This window comes from Streptomyces sparsogenes subsp. cuspidosporus, assembly GCF_039532705.1.
Lineage (GTDB): Bacteria > Actinomycetota > Actinomycetes > Streptomycetales > Streptomycetaceae > Streptomyces > Streptomyces sparsogenes.
On the sequence record NZ_BAAASD010000063.1, the window covers coordinates 1 to 26,950 of the forward strand.

At 69.6% G+C, this 26,950-nt stretch carries 26 protein-coding genes and 2 pseudogenes; 6 read left to right on the forward strand and 22 right to left on the reverse strand.

Annotated features, from left to right (window positions below; all coding sequences use genetic code 11):
- A partial coding sequence (locus tag ABFY07_RS39500; RefSeq protein WP_346179095.1) for an integrase core domain-containing protein occupies positions 1-945 on the forward strand: 945 nt, incomplete at its 5' end.
- Between the two features lie 42 nt (positions 946-987).
- Here ABFY07_RS39500 and ABFY07_RS39505 read toward each other — a convergent pair.
- The 6 genes and pseudogenes from ABFY07_RS39505 to ABFY07_RS39530 form a co-directional block, all read right to left on the reverse strand.
- Positions 988-2,691: a M48 family metalloprotease gene (locus ABFY07_RS39505; RefSeq protein WP_346179096.1), complete on the reverse strand. Its 1,704-nt coding sequence runs from the start codon at positions 2,689-2,691 to the stop codon at positions 988-990.
- A 47-nt stretch (positions 2,692-2,738) separates the two neighbouring features.
- Positions 2,739-3,194, reverse strand: a complete 456-nt coding sequence (locus tag ABFY07_RS39510; protein WP_346179097.1) for a hypothetical protein — start codon at positions 3,192-3,194, stop codon at positions 2,739-2,741.
- A gap of 101 nt (positions 3,195-3,295) precedes the next feature.
- On the reverse strand, positions 3,296-3,712 hold the full coding sequence (locus ABFY07_RS39515) for an integrase core domain-containing protein (RefSeq protein ID WP_346179124.1): 417 nt from the start codon (positions 3,710-3,712) through the stop codon (positions 3,296-3,298).
- Between the two features lie 54 nt (positions 3,713-3,766).
- Positions 3,767-4,074, reverse strand: a pseudogene (locus ABFY07_RS39520) (transposase); the annotation flags it as partial.
- Between the two features lie 69 nt (positions 4,075-4,143).
- Complete coding sequence (locus ABFY07_RS39525; RefSeq protein WP_346179098.1) at positions 4,144-5,289, reverse strand: hypothetical protein; 1,146 nt, start codon at positions 5,287-5,289, stop codon at positions 4,144-4,146.
- A gap of 685 nt (positions 5,290-5,974) precedes the next feature.
- Positions 5,975-6,769: a hypothetical protein gene (locus tag ABFY07_RS39530; protein ID WP_346179099.1), complete on the reverse strand. Its 795-nt coding sequence runs from the start codon at positions 6,767-6,769 to the stop codon at positions 5,975-5,977.
- A gap of 421 nt (positions 6,770-7,190) precedes the next feature.
- Here ABFY07_RS39530 and ABFY07_RS39535 point away from each other — a divergent pair.
- Positions 7,191-7,319: pseudogene (locus ABFY07_RS39535) on the forward strand (transposase); the annotation flags it as partial.
- Positions 7,320-7,472: 153 nt separating this feature from the next.
- Here ABFY07_RS39535 and ABFY07_RS39540 read toward each other — a convergent pair.
- Complete coding sequence (locus ABFY07_RS39540) at positions 7,473-8,072, reverse strand: NAD(P)H-dependent oxidoreductase (protein ID WP_346179100.1); 600 nt, start codon at positions 8,070-8,072, stop codon at positions 7,473-7,475.
- 113 nt (positions 8,073-8,185) lie between these two features.
- Positions 8,186-9,022, reverse strand: a complete 837-nt coding sequence (locus ABFY07_RS39545; protein ID WP_346179101.1) for an NAD(P)H-binding protein — start codon at positions 9,020-9,022, stop codon at positions 8,186-8,188.
- A gap of 90 nt (positions 9,023-9,112) precedes the next feature.
- Here ABFY07_RS39545 and ABFY07_RS39550 point away from each other — a divergent pair, with 90 nt between their 5' ends.
- Entirely contained in the window at positions 9,113-10,075 is a 963-nt protein-coding gene (locus ABFY07_RS39550) for an AraC family transcriptional regulator (protein ID WP_346179102.1), read from the forward strand.
- 221 nt (positions 10,076-10,296) lie between these two features.
- Here the strand turns inward: ABFY07_RS39550 and ABFY07_RS43330 are convergent, their stop codons facing one another.
- Complete coding sequence (locus ABFY07_RS43330) at positions 10,297-10,686, reverse strand: integrase core domain-containing protein (protein ID WP_428837091.1); 390 nt, start codon at positions 10,684-10,686, stop codon at positions 10,297-10,299.
- Positions 10,687-11,043: 357 nt separating this feature from the next.
- Between ABFY07_RS43330 and ABFY07_RS39560 the strand changes: the two genes are divergently transcribed.
- Positions 11,044-11,514 (forward strand): solute carrier family 23 protein, encoded by a 471-nt coding sequence (locus ABFY07_RS39560; RefSeq protein WP_428837092.1) that lies wholly within the window; start codon positions 11,044-11,046, stop codon positions 11,512-11,514.
- Positions 11,515-12,529: 1,015 nt separating this feature from the next.
- On the opposite strand, the gene ABFY07_RS39570 is transcribed toward ABFY07_RS39560, so the two are convergent.
- From ABFY07_RS39570 to ABFY07_RS39630, 13 genes are all read right to left on the reverse strand, one after another.
- Positions 12,530-13,447: a MurR/RpiR family transcriptional regulator gene (locus ABFY07_RS39570; RefSeq protein WP_346179103.1), complete on the reverse strand. Its 918-nt coding sequence runs from the start codon at positions 13,445-13,447 to the stop codon at positions 12,530-12,532.
- A 16-nt stretch (positions 13,448-13,463) separates the two neighbouring features.
- Entirely contained in the window at positions 13,464-14,393 is a 930-nt protein-coding gene (locus tag ABFY07_RS39575; RefSeq protein ID WP_346179104.1) for a phosphoglycerate dehydrogenase, read from the reverse strand.
- Complete coding sequence (locus ABFY07_RS39580; protein WP_346179105.1) at positions 14,390-14,971, reverse strand: glucose-6-phosphate isomerase; 582 nt, start codon at positions 14,969-14,971, stop codon at positions 14,390-14,392. The genes ABFY07_RS39575 and ABFY07_RS39580 overlap by 4 nt, the downstream gene beginning before the upstream one ends.
- Positions 14,968-15,930 carry a shikimate dehydrogenase family protein gene (locus ABFY07_RS39585; protein WP_346179106.1) on the reverse strand — a complete coding sequence of 321 codons (963 nt, stop codon included), beginning with the start codon at positions 15,928-15,930 and terminating at the stop codon, positions 14,968-14,970. The genes ABFY07_RS39580 and ABFY07_RS39585 overlap by 4 nt, the downstream gene beginning before the upstream one ends.
- Positions 15,931-15,980: 50 nt before the next feature.
- Positions 15,981-17,480: a glycerol kinase GlpK gene (gene glpK / locus ABFY07_RS39590; protein ID WP_346179107.1), complete on the reverse strand. Its 1,500-nt coding sequence runs from the start codon at positions 17,478-17,480 to the stop codon at positions 15,981-15,983.
- A gap of 4 nt (positions 17,481-17,484) precedes the next feature.
- A complete protein-coding gene (locus tag ABFY07_RS39595) occupies positions 17,485-18,579 on the reverse strand; it encodes a zinc-dependent dehydrogenase (protein ID WP_346179108.1) in 1,095 nt (364 codons plus the stop codon).
- Complete coding sequence (locus ABFY07_RS39600; RefSeq protein WP_346179109.1) at positions 18,576-19,664, reverse strand: galactitol-1-phosphate 5-dehydrogenase; 1,089 nt, start codon at positions 19,662-19,664, stop codon at positions 18,576-18,578. The genes ABFY07_RS39595 and ABFY07_RS39600 overlap by 4 nt, the downstream gene beginning before the upstream one ends.
- A 12-nt stretch (positions 19,665-19,676) precedes the next feature.
- Entirely contained in the window at positions 19,677-20,513 is an 837-nt protein-coding gene (locus ABFY07_RS39605) for an SDR family oxidoreductase (protein WP_346179110.1), read from the reverse strand.
- Positions 20,514-20,578: 65 nt separating this feature from the next.
- Positions 20,579-21,223, reverse strand: coding sequence for a bifunctional 4-hydroxy-2-oxoglutarate aldolase/2-dehydro-3-deoxy-phosphogluconate aldolase (eda, locus tag ABFY07_RS39610; protein ID WP_346179111.1), 645 nt, complete (start codon positions 21,221-21,223; stop codon positions 20,579-20,581).
- Entirely contained in the window at positions 21,220-22,140 is a 921-nt protein-coding gene (locus ABFY07_RS39615; RefSeq protein WP_346179112.1) for an MBL fold metallo-hydrolase, read from the reverse strand. The genes eda and ABFY07_RS39615 overlap by 4 nt, the downstream gene beginning before the upstream one ends.
- Positions 22,133-22,972 (reverse strand): ATP-binding cassette domain-containing protein, encoded by an 840-nt coding sequence (locus ABFY07_RS39620; protein ID WP_346179113.1) that lies wholly within the window; start codon positions 22,970-22,972, stop codon positions 22,133-22,135. The genes ABFY07_RS39615 and ABFY07_RS39620 overlap by 8 nt, the downstream gene beginning before the upstream one ends.
- Positions 22,969-24,006, reverse strand: a complete 1,038-nt coding sequence (locus ABFY07_RS39625) for an ABC transporter permease (protein ID WP_346179114.1) — start codon at positions 24,004-24,006, stop codon at positions 22,969-22,971. Before ABFY07_RS39625 ends, ABFY07_RS39620 begins: the two co-directional genes overlap by 4 nt.
- A 153-nt stretch (positions 24,007-24,159) precedes the next feature.
- Positions 24,160-25,215 (reverse strand): substrate-binding domain-containing protein, encoded by a 1,056-nt coding sequence (locus ABFY07_RS39630; protein ID WP_346179115.1) that lies wholly within the window; start codon positions 25,213-25,215, stop codon positions 24,160-24,162.
- 381 nt (positions 25,216-25,596) lie between these two features.
- Here ABFY07_RS39630 and ABFY07_RS39635 point away from each other — a divergent pair, with 381 nt between their 5' ends.
- Both ABFY07_RS39635 and ABFY07_RS39640 read left to right on the forward strand, forming a co-directional pair.
- Positions 25,597-26,100: an ATP-binding protein gene (locus ABFY07_RS39635; protein ID WP_346179116.1), complete on the forward strand. Its 504-nt coding sequence runs from the start codon at positions 25,597-25,599 to the stop codon at positions 26,098-26,100.
- A 57-nt stretch (positions 26,101-26,157) separates the two neighbouring features.
- Positions 26,158-26,949: an IclR family transcriptional regulator gene (locus tag ABFY07_RS39640; protein ID WP_346179117.1), complete on the forward strand. Its 792-nt coding sequence runs from the start codon at positions 26,158-26,160 to the stop codon at positions 26,947-26,949.
- Position 26,950: the final 1 nt, after the last annotated feature.

Consider the following 26,950-nt stretch of genomic DNA (forward strand, 5'->3'; position numbering starts at 1 on the left):
CGACTCGTACAACGCGACCGCGTCCGCCTTGAACTCCGGCGGATAGTGCTTCATGACCACGGGACATCCGTTCTCCTGGACTCAAGATCCAAGTCTCTCGGGTGTCCAAGATCCAGGGTCAAGCCCCTTGCGCCAACTGGTCGTGCATTTGGCGCGGGAGAACCCTGGCTGCAGGCCTCCGCGATCGTAGCCACCGATCTGTTCCACATCGATACGGTCTTCCTGCGGCGCTGGTTCGTGCTGTTCTTCATCAATCACGGCACCCGGCGGGTGCACATCGCCGGCATCACCCGCCATCCGACCGGCCCCTGGATGACCCAGCAAGCACGGAACTACCTCATGGACCTCGGCGACCATGCCAAGTCGATCAAGTTCCTCATCCGGGATCGCGGGGCCTACTTCACCGACAGCTTCGACGCCGTATTCCAGGCGATCGGCGTGCACGTCCTTCCCACACTGCCCCGGGTACCGAGGATGAACGCCATCGCGGAACGCTGGATCGGATCATGCCGACGCGAGGCAACCGACCGCATCCTGATCACGGGAGAGCGCCACCTACGCCTGGTCGTCAGTGAGTACGCAGATCACTACAACCAACACCGGCCACACCGAACCCTCGGACAACGGCCGCCGGACCGGCTCGCCGAACCCGAACCGCCCACCGCCACCGACAACACTCGCATCCATCGGCACGATCGACTCGGCGGCCTCATCCACGAATACACGCAGGTCGCATGGAGTGACACCGTTTCCGGCACCCACAGGCCTCGGCACCCACAGGCCTCACCATCGACAGGAAAGGCCCGGCTCAGCAGCCTGATCGGGATATTGACACCCTTCACGCATCCTCCACGAATACCAACATGCGGCGTGACCTGCACGGATAAGGTTCCCGGCAAGGGCAGTGCCGCCGAGGCCAGTCGTTCGGCAGAATGCAGTGGGTGAAGGCTCAGCCGATTTTGAAGAATTGTCCCTTTTCTGCGTGGATCAGTGTGGCAAGAGCTGCCTTAGCGCTGTTCTGGCCCGCCCATAGCGCAGGCTGACCATGGCGTCTTCGCCGGGCGCATCCAGGTCGTAGCCGGAACGGCACTGCAGGGCCTGGGCCTCGGCCGCCGACGTGAGCAGCCGCTTCCATGCCTTTCCGCCCGCGCCGGGGTCCGGAAAGACCGGCAGTTCCAGCGCGTCGCTCACCGTCGCCCCCAAGGCGGCACAGCGGGCGCCGGCGGCATCGGATCCCCCGACCCCATCCGGAAGGTATTTGTCGAACCGGCCGAGCACCGCCGAGCCTCCTCGCTCGTACCAGCCGACGGCCCGGTCCTTGACTGCGGCGCTCACCACGGGTCCGTCGCGCCGCTCGTTCATCTCGTCGGAAATTTCGCGCAGATGGGCACTTGCCTGCGTTGCCCAGTCGTCCTCCGCCTGCGCCCAATTCGCGAACGGGTTCATCGCGAAGGCGCTGATCAGCCAGATGACACCGTACATCCAGGCGCGGGCCGCACTCGCCTCGTCCGCACTCCGCGCCTTGCGGCGCGGGAATACCGCAAAGCCGGTGGCGATGATGAGCGGCCCCAGAAGGTACGCGAGATAGATCACCGTCTGCGCCGGGACCGCGTCGAGCTTGAGCCAAGAGATCACCGAGTAAATGATGGTCACGTACGCGACGAGGAAGACCACGATCTGCAACTTCGTGCCGCCCTTATCCTCGGAGCGGGGGTTGTCGATTTCGGCCAGGCGCTCACTCCAGCCCGGGTGGCTGCGCAGAAAGCGGGGGAGCCGAAGCCGGGGCAGCGCGGCTGACCGCGATTCCGCCTGCTTTCTCCACACCTCCCGGTCGCCTCCGAACTCGAATACGGCATCTCGGTCAGCGACCAGCTCACGATGGCGCAGGATGTCGGCCCTGGCCACGTAGACCAGCGCGGTGAGCACCACCGCGAGCAGCGCGGTCTTCGCTCCGGGCTCGTATCCGTCCCAGTACGCCCGCTCGGTGCCCTGAAAGCGGTCATGGAGCACCAGGACCGCGTTCAGGGCCAGGCAGGGCAGCAGCACGGCGATCAAAAAGACCCGCCACAGCGCGATGGCGAGATAGGCCAGGTCGACGTCCCGGTTACGCACATGGGCAAGCTCATGCAGCACGACCGCGTCGAAATGCGACCTGTCCTTGGTCGTCCGTTTGGGCAGCAGCCCCACGTTCAGGCAGACGGTGTAGCGACCGACGCTGCCGAAAGTCACCGCGCCGGCGGACAGCGCCCGGGGATTGCACACGAAGCCGGGCAACCGGTCCCGGGGCAGCTCGGCGCGCTGCACCAGCCGGGCCAGATGCGCCAACCGCTCGTCGTTCCCGCTGTCGCCCTCGACAGCTGCCACGATCCGCTGCGCGGAATACAGCTCCGGGAGCCGGTCTTTGCGCTGCCGCCACCGCGGCAGCCACCGGGACAGCAGCACGGCCGCCACCGCGACGCCGGCGGTGCACAGTACGGTCGCGTACAGTGCGGTCCGAGCACCGTCCGTCCGGCAGGCGACCAGCTCCGAGTGGAAGCGCAACCCCAACTCGGTGCGCCACCACGGCCCTTGGAGATTCATGCCAGCTGCGGAGGCACAGTCTGGGAGCGAGGTCGCGGAGTGATACGTGAGCACCGCTTCGCCGATGAGCGCGGTTCCGGACGCGAGTAGCACCGTGACCAGCATCAGCATCCGCCGGGTGGTCGCTCGCGCGGTGAGCGCTCGTGACTGCGCCGTCGTCATTGCCTCGACGGCCCCATGGCCAGCCGGGCGACGACGGCTTCCCCGAGCTGCTTCGCAGCCGCCTCCTCGAGGCCCCGCAGGCACGCCTCGTCGTAGACCCGTTGGTAGACCGCCTTCTGCTGCTCGGGGGTCAGCGGCACCGGGTCGGCGGCAACATCTGTGCCGCGGGCGGGAGTCCGGGAGAAGCGTGTCCGGATACGGGCGAAGAAGCCGTCCGCCGCGACGCCTGCTCCCCGGGTGACGAACTCGTTCACCACCAGCCATACGACGGGGGTGATCAGGCTGGCGACTTCCACCACGCCGAAGCTGAGCAGCTCGTCGCTATCGGGCCGGGTGAACAGCCGAGTAATGCCGTCGTCGTCGAGTGGCCGCAAATATTCGAGCAACTCCCGTTCATGCGGCACATGTTCGGCAATGAGCAGCGTGACGATCCCCCGTACGGACGCGGCCATGGCGGTCATTATAACTGATGCCCTTGGCGTAGCGGTGCTCGGCTTCGTGACGGCAGCAGGAACTGGGGTGGCGGCATGGATCAGGTCCCGTTGACCAGTTGTTATTCCTGAAGGGTGTCTATATTCCCATCAGGGTGCTGAGCCGGGCGTTTCCTGTGGATGGTGAGGCGGTCGGGGTGGCGTGGTGTGGTGTGGTATTCGTTGAGCAGTCCGCCGAGTACCTGCTTGCGCCTGACCGGGGCGGCGGGCAGGGGGATGACGTTCGGGTCGTCGTCGGGAGCTCGTAGGCCGAGGCTGCGGTGGGCCCGTCCCGCGTTGTAGTGCTCGGCGTACATGGTGAGGACGGTGCGCAGGTGTCGTTCGCCGGTGATGAGGAGGCGGTCGGTGCATTCGGCGCGGGCTGTGCGTATCCATCGTTCGGCGAATGCGTTGGATCGGGGACAATGCGGCGGCGTTGGGACGCCGGTGGGACGGGCTGTGACGCCCAGGACATGGACGCGCCGGGTGGCGATCTCCATGACGAAGAGGCCCCAGGCCAGCCACCGTACGGCAATAAAGACAACCTTCAGGGCACGGGCAGTGGTGGAGTCCACACTGACCAGGGACAAGTCCGTCCTGCCCCGGCGAGCGGCCTCAGCGATCAGGCCCTCCAGCAGGGCGGTGAGAACACCGGCATTCCGCCAGACCCGGAAGCGTCCATAGACAGTCGGCCGCGTCCCGAACCCGGCCGGCGTCTCACGCCACTGCACGCTGGTCCGAAACCGCCAGATCACACCCTCGAACTGATCCCGCAGCCGCTGGGAGTACGGACCGACTCACCTATCGGTAGGAACGGCTCAATCAACTTCCACCGCTCGTCGGTAGGTTGCCTGCACGTCAGGCCACCTTCCTACCGGATCCGCCATCCGGGCGGACCAGGCGGCAAGATGATCACGACATCACACAGACCCTAGCGGTCCGATCCGGTTGACTGGGCGCCTGTGTCCTCTTTGTCCTGGGTCGTGGTGACGGGACGGAATGCCTTGGTGCTGTCCTTCAAGCGCTCCAGTGCCCGGGTGAGCTGTCGGAACGGGGACGTTGCCCGCGTCCCGGACGGCTGGTGTCCGGCGGGAGTGGCGTCGGCGGATTCGCGGTAGGCGGCGAGCGCCTCGTGGGCACGTTCGGTCGCCTCCCGGTACAGGTCCCGGGACTTCGTCATGGCCTCCAGCGCCTCGGCGTACATCGCCACCCGTTTCCGTTCCCGGGAGAGTTCCTCCTGGAGGGTGAGCAGGTGCCAGTCCTCCCTCAGCGCGGTGAGGGCCTCGCCGCCGCCGTCCGGCAGCGGACGCGACAGCGCGGCGAACCGCGTCACCGCCGCGACGAGGTCGGTCGGCTCCGAACCGTCGAGGAACACCGTGCGTACGGCGAAGTCCTCAGCGTGGTAGCCGGGCGGGGCCGGGGTCCCGGGCAACACCACCGCACCACCGCGTGGCACCGCCACCTCGAACTCCCGCAGCGCCCAGTGCACGACCCGCAGCTGATGCGGCGCGGCCCGGTGTTCCACGACACGGTGGCGCAGGCTCGGCGGCAGCCACCGCACGACGGGCAGTCGTCCGCGCCCGTCCGGGGCCATGGCCTCGTGGACGACCACATGGATGCACCATCCGTCGCGCGCGGAGTCCCTGAGCAGGCGCCGTGCGTCCTTGTCGTCCTCGGGCAGGGGGTTGATCCTGTTCAGCGACAGCCCGGTGGCCGCATCGTGGTCCCAGTCACCGTACTCCGGCCAGAACCGGGTGACGGGGGACGGCCATGCCGTGTCCCACGGCTGTTCCGCCTCTGCGAGCAGGGTCCACTCCCGCCCGCCGCCCACCTGGGGCGCCAGGCTCAGCCGGGCGCGCACGGTCACGTCACCGGGAACTCGCCAACGCGCCTCGAAGACCCGCTCCGGGGAGTCGCCGGCGCCGGGCTCTTCCAGGAAGTCGTCGATGACTTGATCGTCCTTGAGTCGGCGCAGGGTGTGACGGATTACGCCTTCGGCGTCCGGTCCGACGTGGCGACCGCGAGCCGGCCACACCGTGCGTGGGGTCGTGGGACGGGCTGTGGGAGAGGAGGGCATGAGTCCTTCGTCAAGCAGGGGCACGTGCGCGTGCCAGTATGGTCGCCGCGGTCCGGCTGCGATCACTCGGGGCCCGCCGCCCTTCGCCTCTGCAGTGCGACCTTCCCGAGGCGCCTACCGCTGCTCGCCCTCCGCAGCGCCGGGGAGGGCGAGCAGCGGCGCAGGTCCGCCTGCGGCCCGAGCCCGGCTCGTGCGCCCCGACCACAACCCGGACCGGCCACCCGGGACCCACGTCGCCCTCGTGCAAGTGCTCCAGGAGGCCGCCCACCGACGCCGACCCGCCACCGGCCCCTCCGGCCGGGCGCGCGGACCCCTGGGCTTCCCGTGGCCACCGGACTCGACCGTCACGGCTCCCCTGTTATGTCCCGAGCAGAGAGTGGTACTGGGCGTGGCCCGCGTTCGGACACGTCTCCGCCGTGGATGTCGGCTTGCCGAACAGCACCGTGCACCGGCCGGCGGTCGGCACGGCCGGACGCCCGCGGTGACCTTTCCCGGGCCCGGCGGCGGGACCGCCGGGCCCGGGACGGCGCGACAGGTATCCGGGTGACACTTATGTGCGGTCAGGCCCTGGTCGGCAGCTGCTCCGCGAGGTCCGAGCCGCAACCAAGACGGCGTTGGCAGTGCACTGGGCGCACTGCGTGAAGGATCGTTTTTCCGGCGGGCAGCTGTTCGTCAACCTGCGCGGCTACAGTCCAGGGGACCCGGTGAGCGCCGCCGACGCCCTCGAAGCGATGCTGAGGTCGTTGAACGTCGCGCCTGAGCGGATCCCCGCCGGCACCGATGCCCGCTCCGTGCTCCTGCGCAGCGAACCGGCGTGCCGGAAAATACTGCTCCTGCTCGACAACGCCCGGGACAGCGACCAGGTGCGCTGCCTGATCCCGGGCGGCGACGCGCTGGTCCTGGTCACCAGCCGGGCGAAGCTGCGCGCGCCGGCCGCCCGCGACGGCGCACGGCACATAACGCTCGGCGTACTGCCGCCCGTGGACGCGATCGAGCTGCTCTCACGGGCCATCGGACCCGGCCGTGTCGCAGCCGAGCCGCCGCAGCCGCGCTGGCCGGGATTCCGCTGCCCCGAGCCGCGACGGCCCTGGCCCAGCTCGCCAACGCCAGCCTGCTCGAACGGCTCACCACCGGCCACTACGAGTTCCACGGCCTGCTCCACGAGTACGCCCGCGAGCAGAGCGCGGCACACCACGCCGACCAGGACGCCGCCTTCTTCGGCAGACTCCTCGTGCGGTACGTGCACACCGCGGCGGCCGCCCGCGCGCGGCAGGGCAGCAGCACCATCCCCGACGTCGCAGCGGAAGAAGCCCGAGAAGACGATCTGCGCGCCGTCGCTGCTCCTCGTCACGCCAGGACTGGCCTGACACACGGCCTCGGCCCCGGAGCCACCGGTCTCCGCGGCCGAGGCGGCGGTGGGAAGGAGGGCAGTGGCGGCCACGCTCAGGCACGCCGCCGCGGCGAGCTTTCTGACAACCATGGGTCCTCACGATCCTTTCCGCTCGACGGCATCCACTTCGTACGCCTGCCGTACGGGATGCATGCCGGCACGGTCTGGTCGAGGGATTGTCGTGCCGAGGTTGTGCGGTCCCCGACGAGGGCCGACGAGACGGGCAGGGAGATGGTGCCCTCAAGGGGGCGCGGTGGCCGTAGCGGCGGCGCCAGTGATCAGTGTCCTGCTCGGTCCCTGGCCGCAGGGTCAGGTTGCGGCCGGTTGCGGCGTCGGTGCACGAGGTCCGCAGTTCGCAGGGGCCGCAGTGCCGTGCGGCGCAGCGGACGCGGGTGACAGAGGCGCCGCGCCGGCTGTGGACGTCCCGTCACTGGAGGCTGGTGAGACCGCCGGGGCAGACGGCCTGGCACGGGCCCCGGGCGACGGTGAAGTGGCTGCTGCCGATGACGCCGCCGGCCGCACGGACAACTGCCAGATCGGCGTCTTCGCCGCCTGGGCCACCACAGCCGGACGCGTCCTGGTCGACCGGGAGCTGTGTCTGCCCAAGTGCTGGGCCGAGGTCCGGACGCGCTGCTGTGCGGTGACAGGTGACACCCTTACGGCGAGACGGTCATCGTGCCTGGAGCCGGGGGGCGGCTCGGCGTTCCGGCCTCCCTTTCGAAGCGCGCGGCAGCCAGCGCCCCTGACCGCACTGCCGCAGCATCTCACCGGTTAGGAGGGCATCTGACCTGCCTCATTTCGCCAGGCGGGCATGGATGGCTTCGCTGATGACCCGCACCGCACGGTCAACACCTCGCAGCGTGGTCTCGGGGGAGAGTTGTTCGGATTCGTAGATGAACGCTGTGGAGCCGCGCCGACTGCCGCAGTAGTCGACGATGCCGTGCTCGATCTGTGTCCGCAGTGCACTCTCGTATCCGTGGCGCTCGTACGCACCGGAGTCGTCGCCGGCGATGGGTAGAAGATGCGTGGTGAGGTGCTGCAGTCTCGGACGCAGACTCGAAGCGGAGGAGTGCTCGAAGGCCCAGCCGTTGACGAAGACACGGTCGATCCACCCCTTCAACAGTGCAGGCATCGACCACCAGTACACGGGGAAGACCAACACGAGATCGGTGGCACGCTCAAGACGACGGTGCTCAGCCATGACGTCAGCCGGATAATTGCCGCCCTCGTGGTACGCCCGACGATCCGCCTGAGTGAACCGGGGGTCGAACCACTCCTCGGACAGGTCGGCAATCTCGACCGAACCGGGTTGAAGCGCTGCCTCGAGTCTTCCCAGCACGTAATGCGTCAGGGACCGGGGATCCGGGTTGGCGGCGACCAGCAGGGTATGCATCGATGGCTCCGGTTACATGAAGAACGGACGTCAACAAGTGGTGTGGATGTGCAGGATGGCGCGCGGTGCTCCGCCTCCCGGAGTCCGGTACGCCAGGAGGGGGCCCGCGGGACTCAGCAGCGCCAGGCATCCGCTGCAGTGGCCCGCAGGACGAAGTCCTCGAAGGTCCGCGGCGCGCGTCCCAGCACGGTGGCGACGTCGTCCGTCGTCCAGGCGGCGGCCCCACGCTCAAGCAGCACGAACATCTCGGCGAGGTGCTGGGCCTCGTGCTCGCTCCAGCCCTCCTGAACCAACGTCGCGGTGTACTCGGCCGGGGAAATGCGCCGGTACACGATGGGCAGCCCGGACGCCCGGGAGATCAGCTCGACTGCCTCCGCCCAGGTCAGCCCGCGCGGCCCGGTCAGCTCATAGACCCGACCGGCGTGCCGGCCGGGCTCGCACAGCACCGCGGCCGCTACGTCGGCGACGTCCTCAAGGTCGATGAACGGCTCGGGGACCGCACCCGCCGGAAGCGCCAGCTCGCCGGCGGCCAGCGGGACGCGGAAGGGGTGTCCGTCGAAGTTCTGGGCGAAGTTCGAGGCACGCAGGACGGTCCATTCCAGCGCCGAGCCGCGCACGGCGTCCTCGGCCGAGCGCATGTCCAGCCCGAACGCTGAGTCGCCCCAATCGTCGGCGCCGTGACCGGAGAGCAGGACCAGGCGCCGCACACCGGCTGCCTCGGCCCGCGCCACCAAGTCGTGCACCGGACCGGGCACGGGCGGGGGCACCACGTAGGCGACGGTGACGCCCCGCAGGACCTGATCCCAGCCGGCGGGGTGGAACCAGTCGAACGGGGGATGACTGGAACGGGAGGCGGCGCGTACGGGGGTGTCGCGCAACCGCAACCGGGCGGCCACCCGCCGGCCGGTGTTGCCCGTCGCGCCGAGGACAAGAGTGATGTCGTTGCTCACGAAAGCGATTCAACGGCACGCACCCGGACGGTTCCATAGGTGATAAGCCAGATCACCTGGGTGATCGTCTGAATCGTTTAGCCTTGGCGGGTGGATGCTTTCGGCGACCTACTGCGCGGATTGCGGGCCCAGGGCTCGTTGTTCGGCAGCTCGACCCTGACCCCGCCCTGGTCCCTGCACTTCGTGGACGGCGCGCCGCTGACCTTGTGCACCGTCCTCTCCGGAGGCGGCTGGATCGTGCCTGAGCGCCGCCCGCCCGAGCGTCTGGGCATCGGCGAGACAGTGATCGTGCGGGGCCCCGCGCCGTTCCTCTTCGTCGACGAGGTGGGCACTCGGGCGGAACCCGTCGCGTGCGGCGCGTTCTGCTCGACGCCCGAGCAGGGCGGGACCCGGTACCGGCTCGGCTGGCACGACGCCGGTACCGGCGGGGAGGACACGACGACCCTGGTCGTCGGTGCCTATCCGGTGCGCGGCGAGATCAGTCGCAGGCTGCTGGACGCGCTGCCCGTCGTACTGCGCGTGGGATCCGGCGGCGGGCCCGACCCCGTGTGGGACCACCTCGCCGCCGAGGTCGCCGCCGACACGCCGGGCCAGCAGGTCGTCCTCGACCGGCTGCTGGACTGGATGCTGGTGTGCGCGCTGCGCGAGTACTTCGACCGGCCCGGCGGCACTCCGCCGGGCTGGTACTCCGCCGGGCGCGACCCGGTGGTGGGCAGCGCGCTGCGCCTGCTGCACGGGGAACCGGCAGCGCCGTGGACGGTGGCTTCGCTCGCCGGCCGGACCGGGGTGTCGCGGGCCACGCTGGCGAAGCGGTTCACCGACCTGGTCGGCGAACCGCCGCTGACCTACCTCACCCACTGGCGCATGACGCTCGCGGCGGACCTGCTGACCGAGCGCGAGACGATGACTGTCGCGGAGGTCGCCCGCGCCGTGGGCTACTCCGACGCGTTCGCGTTCAGCGCGGCGTTCAAACGGGCCCGCGGCATCAGCCCCAGCGCGTACCGGCGCACCGCAACGACCCCACCCCCGCAGCCGGCCGGCACACCCCCATGACCAGGGTTCTCCCGCGCCAGACGCACGACCAGGTGGCGCAGGGCCTCTGGTTTGGGTGGTCGGCTCGGACGACGGGAGGGGTAGGTCCACTTCCATGCGATGAGCCGTGCGTGCCGGCGAAGGACCGATCGCGGAGTGATCAGCAAGGCCACCTGAGGACGCTGCTGCCATGTGACGAGCCAGAGCCGTGCCTGTGCTGTTCAGAAATCCGTCATGGCAGGTCAGGCTGCGTACCTGTACTCGTTGATCAGGCCGCCGAGAACACGAGTATGGAGTAGTCGTCGTGGAGTGCTCAAGGCGGTCAACGGCGCGACCGGGCTGTTGGTAAGGGGAGGACGTTGCCCTCGGGCCTGATGGGGACGATGGCCGTTGTAGTGTCGAGCGTAGACGTCGAGGACGTGCCGAGCGTGGGCCTCGTTCCAGATCAGCACGTGATCGAGGAGTTCACGCCGCAGTGTCCCGATCACTCTCTCGCAGTGCGCGTTCATCCGCGGGGATCGCGGGGCGGTCTTGACGGTTTCGATGCCCTCGCCTTCGAAGACGGCGTCGAAGGATTCGGTGTATGTGCTGTCCCGGTCGCGGATCACGAAGCGCAGTGACTCCAGGCGCATGCCCTCCTCGAAGGCGACGTTTCGGGCCTGCCGGGCCGTCCACTGTGCGGTCGGACACCTGCACCCAGCGCGGCCGGGGTATCAGCGAGGACAGTGCCAGGAACCACAGCCGGTCCGCCCACTCGTACCGCACCCGCCCCGCGAGCTGCCTGCGCAACACCGCGTTCTCGTGTCGAAGCACCAGCAGGTCGGCGTCCTTGCCTGCCCGCTTGCGTAACAGCACCGCCGGAACGGAGAGCAGCCTCCGCGTCACCTGATACACCAGCGAGACAATCACCCGGCCATGATCCCAACGTCCCCACGAGGTCCACCAGACCTCCTATGAGCTCTGGGGGTATCCATTGGCGGGAGGTGTCTGTGATCGTCACCGTCTTCGCGCAGAACGTCGGCCTGGTCGGCATGACCAGGGTCCGCAGCCGCTACGTCGCCGCCGTCGCCGGCGGCATCCTCGTCCTGCTCGGCCTCATCCCCAAGCTCGGCGACGTCGTCGCCTCCCTGCCCGGACCGGTCGTCGGCGGCGCCGGCCTGGTTGTGTTCGCCACCGTCACCGCGGTCGGCATCAACACCCTGCGCAAGGTCGAGTTCGACGGCACCAACAACCTGCTCATCGTCGCCGTCTCCATCGGGATCGGCATGCTCCCCGTCGTCGCCCCGACGATCTACCACACCTTCCCCACCTGGGTGCAGATCATCGGCGGCAGCGCCATCGCCAGCGCCACCATCGCCGCCTTCCTGCTCAACCTCCTGTTCAACCACACCCCCGGCCTCAACAAGGCGAAGACCGCCCCCGCCGAAGCAGCACCCGCCGAACCCGCCGCCACGTCCTGACCCCGCCACCCCGGCACTTCCCCACGGGCTCCGGGGGCGCGCATCCGCGCTCCCGGAGCCCCTCGCCGTCGGGGGCCGGGCGGGGGCACCGGGTGCAGTCCTCGCTGCAATCCCGGGACAGGCCTCCCCTCGGCGGTCCCGGACGGTTAGGAGGAGACAGAGCTGCGGCCGCTGCCGATGCGGTGGCGCCGGTGGCTGCGCTATGTGGCGACCTGTTCCGCCGCCTGCGGAGTAGCAGAAGCGGGTCGCCGTTCGTGCGACGGCGTGAGAGAGCGTCCGCTGCGTGAGATCGCGCTCCCCGATTCGGACGAGGCGGGTGATGCCGAGGGCCGCGTCGGTTTTCCGCGCTGGCTGGCGTGGGCTGCTGAAGCGGCTGGGCGTAGCGGTGGCCGAGGGCGGCGTAGGCCGTGGCTTGGGCCGTATTGCACCGCACCGTGCTCGGGAAGCGGCCCGCGACCAGAGCCTTGCCTCCTTTCTGGAGGCCCTCTGCGGCCAGCCCAGCAGTCGCTTGGCACACTTTTTCCGACGGCGAGTGCACCTGCCAACTGTCTCGCTACGGCGCTACAGAGCCGGATAGGGCGCTCAGGCCCTGGGAGTGCCCCGTCTGCCGGCGGACGCCAAGCGGCATTACCTCGTCTTGACGCGGCAGGCACCTTGCCGCCGGGACACCCGAGCATCGACTGCCTGCGGAAACACGCCGACCGAGGCCCTCAGGCCACGCCTCCCCCTGTTGCACGGGGAGCACGAGATCGTGCTCCCACCCCGAAAGGGGGTCGAGAAGCCAACGCTTCGATGGAACTTGGGGCGACGGTCCGTTCACCGTGCTCGATGACGCCGACCTCGATCTGGCGCAGACAGTACGGGCGTCGTTGCGACTCGTGCCCGGCCCGTGCGGTTGCCTCGCGCCGAGGGTTCTCATGAACGACCTCTTGCCGGAACCCCTGCCCGGTTGTTGCCCGGGGCCCTCGGCCACCACGATGAGACCACCACACGTCTCGTCACAAAGGCCGACTCCTCACTTCTCCGGTGACGGGTTTTCGGGGGAACGCGAGTGGCGGATGCCCGCCTCGTAGGTCTCCTTGAGGTGCTGGAGGGTGTCGTCGAAGTGGCGGGCGGCATAGGTGGCGTAGAGGATGTCGATCAGCAGAAGCTGGCCCCACTTGGAGGTGACGGACTCCCCGTAGAGCCCCTCCCCCGTGACGTTGGAGGTGAACAGCGGTACATCGCTCAGCTCGGCCACCGGGCTGTTCTGGGCGGAGGTGATGCCGATGGAGGTGGCGCCGGTCTGCCGGGCGAGGCGCATGGCGTCCACGATCGCGGTGGACTTGCCGGAGTCGCTGATGCCGATCAGGACGTCGCGCGGCGTCAGGATGGTGGCGAGCATGACCTGCACGCTCTGGTCGCGGTAGAGCAGACACTTCTTGCCCGCCCGGGTGAACCGCATCACCCCCTCCTCCGCGGCGATGCTGGAGGAGCCCATGCAGCAGAACACCACCGCGTCCGCGGCGTGCAGCAGGTCGACGGCGCGACTGATGGCGTCGCCGCTGACCTGCTTGGCGGTCTGTGCCAGCGCCTGACGGCTGCTGCGCTCGATCTTGCCCACGATGGCGGGGGGCTCGTCGCCGCGCAGGATGCCCTCGTAGACGAACTCCTCCTCCCGGCCGGCGCCGGCCGACCGGGTGGCGAAGGTGGCCTCGGCGAGGCTGAGACGGAGCGAGTGATAGCTGTCCATGCCCAGCTCGCGCACAAACCGGGAGACCGTCGACTCGGCCACTCCGCAGGCCGAGGCCAACTGCGAAATGGTCATCGACTGGGCCTGCTGGGGGTGGGCCAGCAGGTACTCGCCGATCTGGCGCAGGGCGCCAGGCAGGTAGGGCAACTTGCTGGTGATGAGATGCAGCACATTGCCGACCTCATCCGCCGGGACAGCCATGACTCGCTCCGTGGTCTCAGGAAGGGGTGGTAAGAACCCGTAGCAGATTCTCCACGGCCGCGCGGGTCGCGCGCTCCACGCTCTCCATGGTGTACCCCCCGATGTGGGGTGTAGTGATCACTTGTGGGTGGTGGAGCAGCTCCTGGGGTGCCGGCGGCTCCTGGTCGTACACATCGGTGGCGTACCCGGTGAGCCTGCCCTCGGCGAGCGCTTCGAGGACCGCGCCGTCGTCGACCAGGCTCGACCGGGCGGTGTTGACCAGAAAGGTGCCGGGCCGCATGGCCGCGATGGCGCCCTTGTCGATCAGTGGCCGCTCCTCGGGCGGGCAGTGCAGGGTCACCACGTCCGAGCGGGCGAGCAGGTCCTCCATCGTGGTGTACGAGAAGTCCCCGGCCGGGGCGAACTCCGGATCGGGAAACGCGTCGAAGGCGCGTACGGACATGCCGAGCCCGAGGCCGAGCCGGACGACCCGGCGGCCGATCTGTCCGCACCCCACGACGCCGAGGGTGCGTCCCGCCAGCTCCCGGCCCTCGATGCGCTGCCACCGGTCCGCCTTGAGCGCCGCGTCCTGCGGCGGGATGCGGCGCAGTCCGGCGAGCATGAGGGCAATGGCGAGTTCGGCGACGCCCTGCGCATTGGCTCCCGCGGTGGTCTCGACGGCCACCCCCTGCTCGGCGGCGGCGGTCAGGTCGATGGAGTCGACTCCGACCCCGTTGCGGCTGATGACCTTCAGGTCGGGAGCCGCGGCCAGCACCTCGCGTGTGATCGGCTCCACCCCGGCGAGATAGCCGACGCAGGAGGGCAGGAACCGCAGCTGTTCCTCGCGGGTCGGCTGGCGTCCGGGCGTGGGGAACAGCAGGGTGTAGCCCGCGGCCTCCAGGGCGGCCAGCGCGGGGTGGCCGCCCTGGGAGAGCGAGCGCGGCGTCACGGCGATGCGGGGGGTCACCGGGCCCACTTCGGGTTGTCGACGACCGCCGGGGCACCGTCGCGCTCCACCACGATCTTGCGGAAGCCCTTGGACTCGATGGTGCCGTAGTCGTGGCCGGCGTGGCCGGGAAAGGCGAAGAAGGTGATCAGCGGCTCGTCGGGCGAGGTGTTGATCGAGCGGTGGGCGTACCGGCCGGGGACGTAGACGGCCTTGCCGGGGGTGAGTTCCTCCCACTGCACATCGCCCTCGGGGTTCTCCATCATCATCAGGCCGCGGCCTCGCAGGCAGTAGTAGATCTCGGCGGTGTCGAGCACGGAGTGGAAGTGTCCCTTGGTCATGAAGTACTCGTCGCCGACCTTGCCCGGGTAGGTGATGCTGGTGCCGTAGGCCACCTCCCCCGTGCTCTCGGGGACGCCCATGTCGAAGAACTCGTAGACGAGCACGTCGTCTTCGGCCAGACGCCGCTCGACCTCCTGGTCGGCGTACATGCCGACCATGGCGGACATGCGGCGCTGGAGGGGCTTCTTGCTCTGCGACAGGCCGGTGGTCAGGCTGAAGTCGGTGACGACGGCGGGGCGGGGGGCGGTGGGGTTCACGCGTTCTCCTGGGTGACGTCGCGGGCGATGCGGGACAGCCGCTCGAAGGCGGGGCCCTGGGTGGGGATGTCGATGTGGAAGACCTCGGCGATGACCCGGGTCCAGCCGTGGATGAAGTAGAGCCAGCCGTCGACCACGCGCAACTCGCGCGCCTCCTGACGGGCCCGTGCCTGGTCCAGGAAGACCAGGTCGCCGCGGTAGTTGAAGTCCCAGGCGATACCGCGCCGGGGGAAGACGGCGGCGTCGGTCAGCGGGGAGCCGGGCCGGTCCTTGCCGAGGCCGGTCGCGTTGACCACGACGGATCCGGGGGCGAGGGTGTGCAGTTGTGCGTCGTTGGCGGCCGGCTCGGGCGCCAGATGGTATTCAACCGGAAGGGTGAGCCCGAGGCGTTCGTGGACGGCGCGCATCTCACGCAACCTGGCCTCGCGGCGGTTGGTGACGACGATGCGGGAGGGGACGTCGCGTCCGGCCTTCGCGCGGTTGTGCAGGTACAGCGTGAGGGCCAGAGCGGAGCCGCCCGCCCCGAGCAGCAGCAGCTCGGCGCCGGTGCGGGCCCAGTAGCCGTCGGGCACGATGTCCTCCAGCGCCAGGCCACTGGTGACGGGGTCCATGGCGTGACCCCACAGCTGGTCGCCGCGCTTGGAGAGGCTGCTGACCTCGTCCAGCAGCTCCGTGTCCCGGCCGACGCCGTCGAAGAGGTCGTGCGCGGCCTTGTAGAGGTTGAGCTTGTGGGTGGTGACCAGTGCACCGAGCGAGTGCGGGTCGTTCTTGATGAAGCCGACGACTTCCCGGTAGTGGTCGGGGGTGTCGTCCAGCGGGAGGTCGATGCCCTGGATGACGGCGTTCAGGTTCAGCTCACGCGCCCAGGCCGGGAAGACCTTCATGATGGACGACTTGGTGGTGGTGACGCCGATGAAGTACATCGTCGGGCGGGTGGCGGGCGTGTAGGGCCCCGGCATGTCAGTTCTCCTTCGGGGAGCCGTGCGGTGGTACGGAACAGACGCCCGCGTCAGTGCTCCTCCCAGTCCCGGGCGCAGTCCACTGCCTTCTGCCAGCCCGCGTACAGCCGGTCGGCCTGTGCGCGGTCCATGGCGCAGTCGAATCGGCGCTCGAGCCGGAAGGTGTCGGCCAGCTCGGCCCGGTCCTTCCAGAACCCCGTGGCCAGGCCGGCGAGGAACGCGGCTCCTCGGGCGGAGGACTCGATGACGGTGGGGCGCAGCACCGGGACGTCGAGGAGATCGGCCTGGAACTGCATGAGGAAGTTGTTGGCGGTGGCTCCGCCGTCGACCTTGATCTCCCGGGCGGAGATGCCCGAGTCGGCCTCCATGCAGGTGATGACGTCGCGGATCTGGTAGGCGATGGACTCGAGCGTGGCGCGGATGATGTGCTTGCGGCTGGCACCGCGGGTCAGCCCGAGGATGGCGCCGCGCGCGTACTGGTCCCAGTAGGGGGCGGCGAGCCCCACGAAGGCCGGCACGACGTACACGCCGTTGGTGTCGGGCACGTCCTGGGCGGCGTACTCGGTGTCCTTGGCGTCGTAGACGATCTTCAGTTCGTCGCGCAGCCACTGGATGGAGGCGGCGGCCACGAAGATCAGGCCTTCCAGGGCGTACTCGACGCCGCCGTCGAGGCCCCAGGCGATGGTGGTGAGCATGCCGGTGGTGCTGAAGACGGGGTTGTCGCCGGTGTTGAGGACCAGCGAGGCTCCGGTGCCGTAGGTGGCCTTCACCGTGCCGACCTCGAAGCACGCCTGGCCGAACAGCGCGCCCTGCTGGTCGCCGACGGCCGCGGCGACCGGGATGCGGGCGCCGAGCAGCACCGACTCCTCGGAGTGGCCGTAGACCTCGCTGGTGGGGCGCACGTCGGGCAGGATCGCGCGGGGGATGTCGAGTTCGTCGAGCAGCCGCTGGTCCCAGTCGAGACGGGTGATGTCGAACAGCATGGTGCGCGAGGCGTTGGTGTAGTCGGTGACATGAGCGGTGCCGCCGGTGAGATTCCAGATGAGCCAGCTGTCGACCGTGCCGAACGCGAGTTCGCCGCGCTCGGCGCGCTCCCGTGCGCCGGGGACGTTGTCGAGGATCCACTTCACCTTGGTGCCGGAGAAGTAGGCGTCGATGATCAGCCCGGTGGTCCGCTTGACGTGTTCCTCGAGACCGCGGGCCTTGAGTTCCTCGCACAGCGCGGCGGTGCGGCGGTCCTGCCACACGATCGCGTTGTGCACGGGCTCTCCGGTGGCCCGGTCCCAGACCACCACCGTCTCGCGCTGATTGGTGACGCCGATGGCGGCTATGTCCTCGGCGCCGCACTCGGTCTGGGCCAGCACCTGCTTGGCGACGGTGATCTGGGTGTTCCAGATGTCGAGCGGGTTGTGTTCGACCCAGCCGGGGCGCGGATAGATCTGGGGGAACTCCTGGCTGGCGACCGCGGCGATGTCGCCCGCCTTGTCGAAGAGGATGGCCCGGATGCTGGTGGTACCGGCGTCGAAGGCCATGACATAGCGGTGTGTCATGGGTTTACCTGCCCTCCCCCGAGGCCGCGGGGCGCGGCGCGGTGGCGTGGGGGTCGCCGTCGAACGCGACCATGGCCTTCATCCCGGCACCGGAGGCCGCGTAGGCGAAGGCGTCGTGGATCTTCGTCAGTGGGAACACCTCACTGACCAGCGGTGCCAGCTCGACGCGGCGCTCACCGACGAGCCGCAGACAACGGCCGTAGTCGCCGTTGGTCGAGCCGGTCGTCCCGGTCAGGGTGAGGCCCTTGTAATGCACGGTGTTGGTGTCGACGGGAATGGTCCGCGCGGCGCCGAGACCCGCGAAGTAGTTCAGCCGGCCGTGGGCTGCGAGAAGGTCCACGGCCTGCGCCTGCACCTGCGGGTCGGAGACCGCCGTGATGACCACGTCCGCGCCCCTGCCGTCGGTGTGCTCGCGTACGACCTCGGCCAGGTCCTGTTCCCGGACGCTGACGCAGACATCGGCGCCGAGCCGGGCGGCGAGGTCCAGACGGGGACGGCTGCGGTTGGAGATGATCACCTTGCGGGCCCCGGCGAGCTTGCCGAGCAGGAGGTGGAACGCCCCGATGGGGCCCGCCCCGGCGATGACCACGACGTCCTCGGGGCCCACCCGGAGCACGCGCTGCCCGCTGTAGCAGCAGGAGAACGGCTCCACCAGGGCCGCCTCGGCGTACGAGAGGCCGTCGGGGAGCTGGAAGACGTTGCCGCGCTGGACGGCGAAGCCGGGCACCCTCAGCAGCTCCTGGAAGCCGCCGTCGATGCTGATGCCGAATGCCTCGTAGTCCGGGCACATGTTGTTGTAGCCGTGGCGGCACATGTCACAGCGGCCGCAGCCCACGTTGGGGGTGACGCTGACCCGCGTGCCCTCGCGGAATCCGGTCACCCGCGGGCCGACCGCCACCACGTCCCCGGCGACCTCGTGGCCCAGCACGCGGCGCTGCCCGTCCGGGATCTTGAAGTGACCGTGCTTGAGGATGCGCAGATCGGTGCCGCAGATGGAGGCGGCCCGCACCCGCACCAGCAGTTCGTCGTCGCCGACGGTGGGCTCGGGCACCTCCTCGACGGTCAGCTCCCCGGGCCGGTGCAGGACGGCGGCCTTCATGAGACACCTCCGACAACGCCGGGGCGGATCAGCTCGGCCTGGGCCTCGTCGGCCACCGCGAAGACGACCTTGTTGTACCAGGTGCGGCGTTCGAGCATGTCCGCGAACATCGCCGGTGCCTCTTCCAGGCTCGGGGTGTGGCTGATCAGTGGCGCCACCTTCAGATCACGGCCCAGGTGGCGGACCACCATGTCCCATTCGCTGTGTCCGGCCGGGGTGATCCTGGAGTTCCAGGTGCCGTGGACGCGCAGCTCACGGCGGAGAACGGAGGACACCAGGGCGCGTGGCAGGGTCAGGTCGCCGGAGATGTCGCCCAGCAGCACGACCTGGCCGAGCGGGGCGGCGGCGGTGATGGCCTGTACGAGGGTGGCGGGCAGGCCGCTCGCCTCCACCGCGCAGTCCACACCCCGGCCGCCGGTCAGCTCGCGGACCGCGTCCACCGTGTCACCGGCGGACGCGTCGATGACCGGGAAGCCGAGTCCGGCCATGACGGCGCGCTTGCGCTCGTCGACGTCGGCCACATACACCTCGCTGGCGCCGAGGATGCGGAGCCACTGGGCGGCCAGCGCTCCGATGGGGCCGGCCCCGATCACCAGCGCGGTGGCGTGGGCGGGCAGCTGGAATTTCAGCATGGCGTGCAGGGCGACCGCGGCGGGTTCCACCATGGCGGCGTGGACCAGCGGCACGTCCCGCGCGACCGGCACCAGATTGACCTCGGGTACGTGGAGGAACTCGGCCATGGCGCCGTCGCGCCGCGACCCGTAGTAGTCGTAGCCGGAGCTGACGGCGTACTCGCCGATCTGGGTCATCGGGTCCGCCGGGTCGGGCAGGAGGGGGAAGACCGCGGCGCGGTCCCCGGGGCTGAACCGGCTTCCCTCCGGTGCCTCCTCGACCACGGCGGAGAACTCGTGGCCCAGGACGAGCGGATAGTGGTACGCCTTCCCGCGGCCGAACCTCAGCACGTCCGAGCCGCACACGCCCACGCCTCCGACGCGGACGAGGACGGAGCGATCGCCCACGGGGGTGGGGTCGGGGACCTCGGTGAGGGTGAGGACGCCCTCGGATTGCAGTACTGCTGCCTTCATCGCTCGCTTGCCTCAGACTTCCATGCCGTAGCGGTGGGCCTTGTGCGTCGGGTAGAGCGCGATCTGGGGGATGGTGACGTCGGGCGTGCGCGTGGCTACATAGAGGGAGACCTCGGCGACGTTGTCGACGTCGATGCAACTGGCGTGGATGCCTTCGGCGAGTTCCTTCTCGTCCAGCCAGCCGTCGAGGTAGGCGGGGATGTCGCCGTCGTACAGGCCCTTGTCGATGATCTCGGTCATCGGAGTCTTGACGTGGGACGGGTTGATCACCGTGACACCGATGTTCTTCTCCTTGCCCTCAAGGAGAATGTTCTTGCTGAATCCCATCATCCCGTGCTTGGAGGCGCGGTAGGGGCTGTGGCCCGGGCCGGAGGCCAACCGGGCCGAGGAGGACCCCATGTTGATGATGCGCCCGCCGGTGGGCTGCTTCTCCATGATGCGGAACGCCTCGCGGCAGCACAGGAAGACCGCGGTCAGATTGGGGCCGATGGTCTTGTTCCACTCCTCGAGCGTCACCTCGGTCACCGGCGGTGAGAGGGAGTCGCGGCCCGCGCTGTTGACGAGGACGTCCACCCTCCCCCACTCCTCCACGGCGGACCGGAAGAACTTCTGGACCTGCTCCTCCTCGGTGACATCGGCCTCGACGCCCACGCAGTCGCCGCCCTGGTCCTGGATGGAGGCGACGACCTGCTGGAGCCGCTTGCCGTCGATGTCGACGAGGAGGACCCTGGCCCGGTTGGCCGCGAAGATCCGGCCGACGGCCTCGCCGATGCCGGAGGCTCCGCCGGTGACGATGGCGACCTTGCCCTCCAGCGCTGTGCCGGGAGCGGGTTCGTAGGTGGTGGTCATGCTGTCCCTTGGGGTGTGGTGGGGTGGGTGGTCCATTCCGCGCGCCGGGAGGCGCGGCGGGTGGTTCAGGGGGCGGCTGCGGCCGCGATCTCGGCCGCGCGGCGGGCGTTGCGTCCGATGGCCTCGTACTCCTCCTCGGCCAGCAGTGCCGCGCTCGCGATCCAGGTGCCGCCGCAGGCGGCCACCTGCGGCCGGCTGAGATAGTCGAGGAGGTTGTGCGGCGTCAGGCCGCCCGTGGGCATGAACGCCATCCCGTCGTACGGGGCCGCCATGGCGTCGAGCAGCCGCAGCCCTCCGGACGCCTCGGCCGGGAAGTACTTCACCAGCGGCAGTCCTCTGGCCAGGGCGGCCTCGACGCCGGTGGGGCTGTTGACGCCCGGGACGACGGGGATCTCCCGCTCGAGGCAGTAGTCCACGACGTCGGGGTTGAATCCGGGTGCGACCACGAACTGGGCTCCCGCGTCGACGGCCTGGTCCACGGTCGCGCGGTCCAGGACCGTGCCGGCGCCGACCAGCAGCCCGGGGTGGCGGGCCCGCAGGGTCGCGATCCCCTCCTGGGCCGCCGAACTGCGGAAGGTGATCTCGGCGACCGGCAGTCCGGCCCCGAGCAGCGTCTCGCCGAGCGGGTCGGCGTGACGTACATGGGGCAGGGTGACGACCGGGACGACCCGGAGACGGCGCAGTTCGCTGAGGAGCTCGCTGGGGTTCATCGAATCTCCTTCGCGGTGGTGTCGCCGGGGGTGAGGACGTAGGCATGGCCCACGCGCGGCACGGTCCAGGACGGTGCCGTGGCGCGGCGGCGCAGTTCCTCACGGGCGTGGTCCGGGTCGACGGTGTTGAAGTCGAACAGGCCGAAGTGGTGGCAGAGCAGATGCGGGATCCCGGCCGCCTCGCACAGCTCGGCCGCTTCCCGGACGGTGAAGTTGCCGGGGACGCCGTTGTCGGTGCGGTAGGCGTCCCTCCCGTTGACGGGCAGCAGCGCCAGGTCGGCACCGAGTGCGCGCAGCAGTTCCGGCTGCCCCTCGTAGGGGACGCAGTCGCCGGAGTGGTAGACGCGGAGTCCGCCGATCGTGAGGACGTATCCGAGGAAGCGGTGGTCCCCGTTGGCGTCGTGTTCGAGGTGTTCGTGGGCGGCGGGGACCGGTTCGACGGTGATGTCGCCGTCCAGCTCCACCCGCTCCCCCGCGTTGGTCCCGGTCAGGCGGGTGGCGGGGACGCCACGCTCCAGGGCCCGAGCCCGCTCGGCACGCGGGACGATGAAGCGCGGGTCGTTGTGCGGGAGCAGGGCGCGGATGGTGCCCGGGTCCATGTGGTCGGTGTGTCCGTGGGTGCACAGCACCGCGGTGACCCCGCGGATGGCCTCCGGTGCCACGGGGGCGGGGTGCATCCGGCGGTGCGGGAAGAGCTTGCCGCGGTACTTCTCGGCGAGGGTGTCCGACAGATAGGGGTCGATCAGGATCAGTCGGTCACGGTGGCGCAGGGCGAATCCGGCCTGGCCGAGCCACCACAGTGTCACCTCGTCGGGCCGGGCCTCCTCGGGGGCGGGGAAGGTGCCGGTCACAGGGGTGCCGGGCACGGGGCGCACGGTGGGTCGGATCCTGGAGCCGGTACGGGAGGTGTCAGGCATGGGAGTTCCCGTCGGCGAATTCATGGCTTCCCCGCGGGGTGCCGTCGAGTTCCGCCGGGTCCAGCGCTCCGGTCATCAGCGCGACGGCGTCGGGCATCGAGATGTCGGAGGTGTTCACGAGGGCCACGCGCCGGCCCAGCCGCTGGACGTGGATGCGGTCGGCGATGTCGAAGACATGCGGCATGTCGTGGCTGATCAGGATGACCGGCACGCCCCGGCTGCGAATCTCGCGGATGAGGTCGAGCACCCGCTGTGACTCCCGCACTCCGAGCGCCGCCGTCGGCTCGTCCATGATGATCACCCGGCTGCCGAAACACGCGGCACGTGCGACGGCGACACCCTGGCGCTGCCCGCCGGAGAGGGTTTCCACCGGCTGGGAGAAGTTCTGGATGGTCAGCAGCCCGAGGGAGGTGAGCAGTTGCCGGGTCTCCTCCCGCATCCCCTTCTTGTCCAGGAGGCGGAAGACGCTGCCGAGCGGGCCGGGCCTGCGGCGCTCGCGGCCCAGGAAGAGGTTGGCGGGGATGTCCCGGGAGGGCGCGACGGCCAGGTTCTGGTAGACGGTCTCCAGACCGTGGTCCCGCGCGTCCAGAGGGTTGCGGAACCGCATCGGCTCGCCGAAGAGGCGGATCTCCCCCGAGTCGGGGACCTCCGCGCCGGAGAGGCACTTGATGAGGGTCGACTTGCCGGCGCCGTTGTCGCCGATGACGGCGAGGACCTCGCCGGCGCGCAGCTCGACGTCGGCTCCGCCGAGGGCGGTGACGTGTCCATAGCGCTTGGTCAGGCCGCGCGCCTCCAGGGCGAGCGCCTCGGTGGTGGTGTTCCCGGGGTTCATGCCGCCACCTTCCGGATCCACTGGTCGGCGGCGACGGCCACGATCACCAGGACGCCGACGGTGAAGACCTGCCACAGGGAGTCCACCCCGGACAGGGCGAGCCCGCTGCTGAACACGCCCACGATGAGGGAGCCCAGGAGGGTGCCGAGGACATGGCCGCGGCCGCCGAAGAGGCTGGTGCCGCCGATGACGACGGCGGTGATGGACTGGAGGTTCAGGTTCTCCCCCGCCTGCGGGCTGACCGAGCCGATCCGGCCGATGAGGAACCAGGCGGCGAGGCCACAGATCAGCCCGGCCACGACGTAGACGCTGAGCAGTACCCGGCCGGTGCGGATCCCGCTGAGACGGGCTCCTTCGCGGTGGTCGCCCACCGCGTGCACATGGGCGCCCCACGCGGTTCCCCGCAGCAGCAGTGCGACGGCGGCGAAAGCGCCGAGCATCAGCAGCGAGCTGTACGTGACATCGGTGCCCAGCACCTCGATGGAGCGGCCCGGCCAGCTCAGGAGGGGTGGCACGTCCTGGGCCCGGATGGTCTCGCTCCGCGAGTAGAAGAGGGTGAGGGCGGAGAAGACGCTGAGCGTGCCGAGGGTGGCGATGAAGGGCGGGATCCGGAACCGGGTGACCAGCAGGCCGTTGAGTCCGCCGCAGACACCGCCGGTGATGACGCCGAGCAGCAGGGCCAGGGGTACGGGCAGCCCGTTGGCCACCGCCAGTTTGCCCATCACCACGGAGGCGAGGACGGTGATGGCGCCGACCGACAGATCGATGCCCGCGGTCAGCACGATCAGCGTCTGTGCGATGCCGACCATGCCGATGATCTGCACCTGCTGGACGATCAGCGAGATGTTGAGCGGATCGCTGAACCGAGAACCCACCCACACGCTGAAGAACACGGAGGCGAGGAGGAGGACGGTGAGCGGGCCGAGCAGCGGCTTGGTGTGCAGGGCCGCCTGTCCGCGGGCGAGCAGGCCACGCTGCTCCGGCCGTGCGGTGGGAGGGTCTGCGGCGTATTGCGGGAGGGTGTCGTGCGCCACGGCAACTCCTGGAAACGGTGCGGGATGTCGGGGGATACGGTCGGCGCGGCCGGGGGCTGCCGCGCGCCATCGGACCGGGTCGGGCTGGGGGCTGTCCGGGGGTGCGGCCTCGCGGATGATGTCTGCGGCGGCGCGTGTTCGGACTGTGCCGGGCTATCCCCAGCAGTGGCTCAGGCCCCAGTCCGGCTGCTTGGACTCCAGACCGGATACGGGGGTGTCCGTGATGAGGGAGACTCCGGTGTTGGTGAAGCCCTGGCCGGAAGGGGTGGAGGGCTTGTCCCCGTCCTTGGCGTACGCGGCCACGGCGGCGACGCCCTTGGCCGCCATCTTCACGGGGAACTGCATCGACGTCGCGCCGATGACACCGGCGGCCACGTTCTTGACGCCGGGACAGCCCCCGTCGATCGACACGATGGTGATGTCCTTCTGCTTGCCGGCCGCCTTGATCGCCTGGTAGGCGCCGGCGGCGGCGGGCTCGTTGACGGTGTAGACGAGGTTGATGGTCCCGTTCCTCTGCAGCAGCTTCTCCATGGCGGCGCGTCCGCCCTCCTCGTTCGCGCCGGTCACCTCATGGCCGACGATTCGGGAGTCGCGCTCGTCCCCGATCCGCTTCGGATCGCGGACATCGACACCGAAGCCCTCGAGGAAGCCCTGGTCCCGCAGGACATCCACCTTGACCTGCTCGGGGCTGAGGTCCAGCAGCGCGATCCTCGGCCGCTTGCCCGCCATCCGCGCCTTGGCCCACTCGCCGATCATGCGACCGGCCAGCCGGTTGTCGGTGGCGAACGTGGCGTCCACCGCGGTTGCCGGTTCCGTCGGCGAGTCCAGGGCCACGACCATGACGCCGGCCTTCCGGGCCCGGTCGATGGCCGGGATGATCGCGCCGGAGTCGGCCGGGGTGATCAGAATCCCCTTGGCACCCGCCGCGACCAGGTTCTCAATGGCCTTGACCTGCGAGTCGTTGTCGGCCTGGCCCTTGCCGGCGAAGGTCCTCAAGTCCACTCCGAGCTCGCGGGCCTTCTTCTGAGCGCCTTCGCGCATCTTCACATAGAACGGGTTGTCGTCGGTCTTGGTGATGAGCCCGACGATCGTCTTGCCGTCGTCATGGGCCCCGATGCCACTCCCGCAGGAGGTCAGCAGCAGGGTGAGACCGATTCCCGCGGACGAGGCCGCGAGCGCACTGCGGCGGAGCTTGAGGCGGTGTGCCATGAGATTGCCTTTTCTCAACGTGCGGGGGGTGTGCTGGGGACGGTTCGCCGCCCGCCGGGTGCCGATTCGCGGTAGCGGGGGTCACGGTGCCGACGCCTTCCCTGTCACCTCCGCCCTGGTGGGGCTGTGGATGGCCGGTCCGGAAGGTCTCAGCGGCTCACCCCCAAAGTCGCAGAGCTTTCGAGCACTGTCAATAAATCTCGAAGAAATTTCTACGACACCTCAGCGACACTCGAAGAGCCCGCATCGTCCCGATTCGTAGAAAATTCTTCGAGATGCGTTGACTACAGCCGAAGTCACTGCGAGCCTGGACCTGAGCCTCCGACCGAATCCGTCACGGCCCCTTCCGGACCGCGGAGCCGCCCGCAAAGGACCACGGATATGACAGCGAACCCACCAGGGGCGGTCGCCACCGCACCTCACCCACTCCGCCGCCCCCCACAGCCTCGGTGCCGGCGGACGGGCCCACCTCACATCCCCGCCACCCCGCAGGGGCTGACTCTGCGACTGGCCACCGACCCGACCGCCGCGGCGCGGGCCCGCCGCACCGTCGCCGCAGCGCTGCGCGACTGGGGAGTGCCCGACGACGCCATCGACGACATCGTCCTCATGGCGGACGAGCTGGTGACCAACGCGATCGAGCACGCAGGCGGCCCCGTGTGGCTGCGGCTGCGGCTGCACCGCGGACGCTGCGTGATCTGCAAGGTCGGGGACGGCAGCCGCGAGGCGCCCCGGCTGCGTCACAGCGATTCCGACGCCGAGAACGGCCGCGGGCTGGTCCTCGTCGCGGCGCTCGCCGATGCCTTCGGCGCCCGCGTCACCACCACCGGAAAGGTCATCTGGTTCCGGCGCCGGGTGCGCAGCACCGGCGTCACGTTCCGATGACCGATATCGATTACTGCTCAGTAGACCATGTGTCCGCTGAGTGATACCTTTACCGGCGTGTCGCATGATGGTGGTCTGGCTCTCGTCCGTAAGTCCGTTGAGGTCCTCGACCTGCTCGCCGCGCGAGGGGAGGCGACGGCCGCCCAGCTCGCGGAGGACCTGGGCGAGCCCCGCAGTTCCGTCTACCGGCTTCTGTCGAGCCTCCAGCATCTCGACATGGTGGAGAGCGGCAGCCGGCGCGGCACCTTCCGTCTGGGCTTCCATCTGCTCAGCCTGGGCACAGCCGTGGTGGACCGTTTCGACGAGCGGCGCTTCGCGCAACCGGTGATGGAGCGCCTCCACGACGAGACCGGCGAGACGGTGTATCTGTGCGTCCGGCGCGGCCGCGACGCGGTGTGCATCGAGCGGCTGGACGGCCGACGGGTCCAGTCACTGGCGCTGAAGCTCGGCGGCGCGTTGCCGCTGCACGCCGGGGCGGCCTCTCGCGCCCTGTTGGCCTTCCAGGACCGCTCGACCTGGTCGGACTATCTCCAGCAGGGGCCCTTGGAGCAGTTCACCCCGACCACCCCAGTCACGGCGGACGCGCTCTTCCCAGTGCTCGAGGAAACCCTCAGCAGCGGAATCTCGGTCAGCGACCAGGACGTCACGCTCGGCGTGGCGGCGCTCGGTGTGCCGATCCTGGACTACCGGGGGCAGGTGCGTGCCGCGCTGTCCGTCAGCGGAGTCCGGGAAGCGATTCTCGGTGCGGAAGCGTCGGGTCTGCGTGAGCGGTTGGTGGAGGCCGGCCAGGAGGTTTCGCGGGCGCTGGGCTGGAAGGCCGTCACCGGCGCCGTCGCCGACTTCGGCTGAC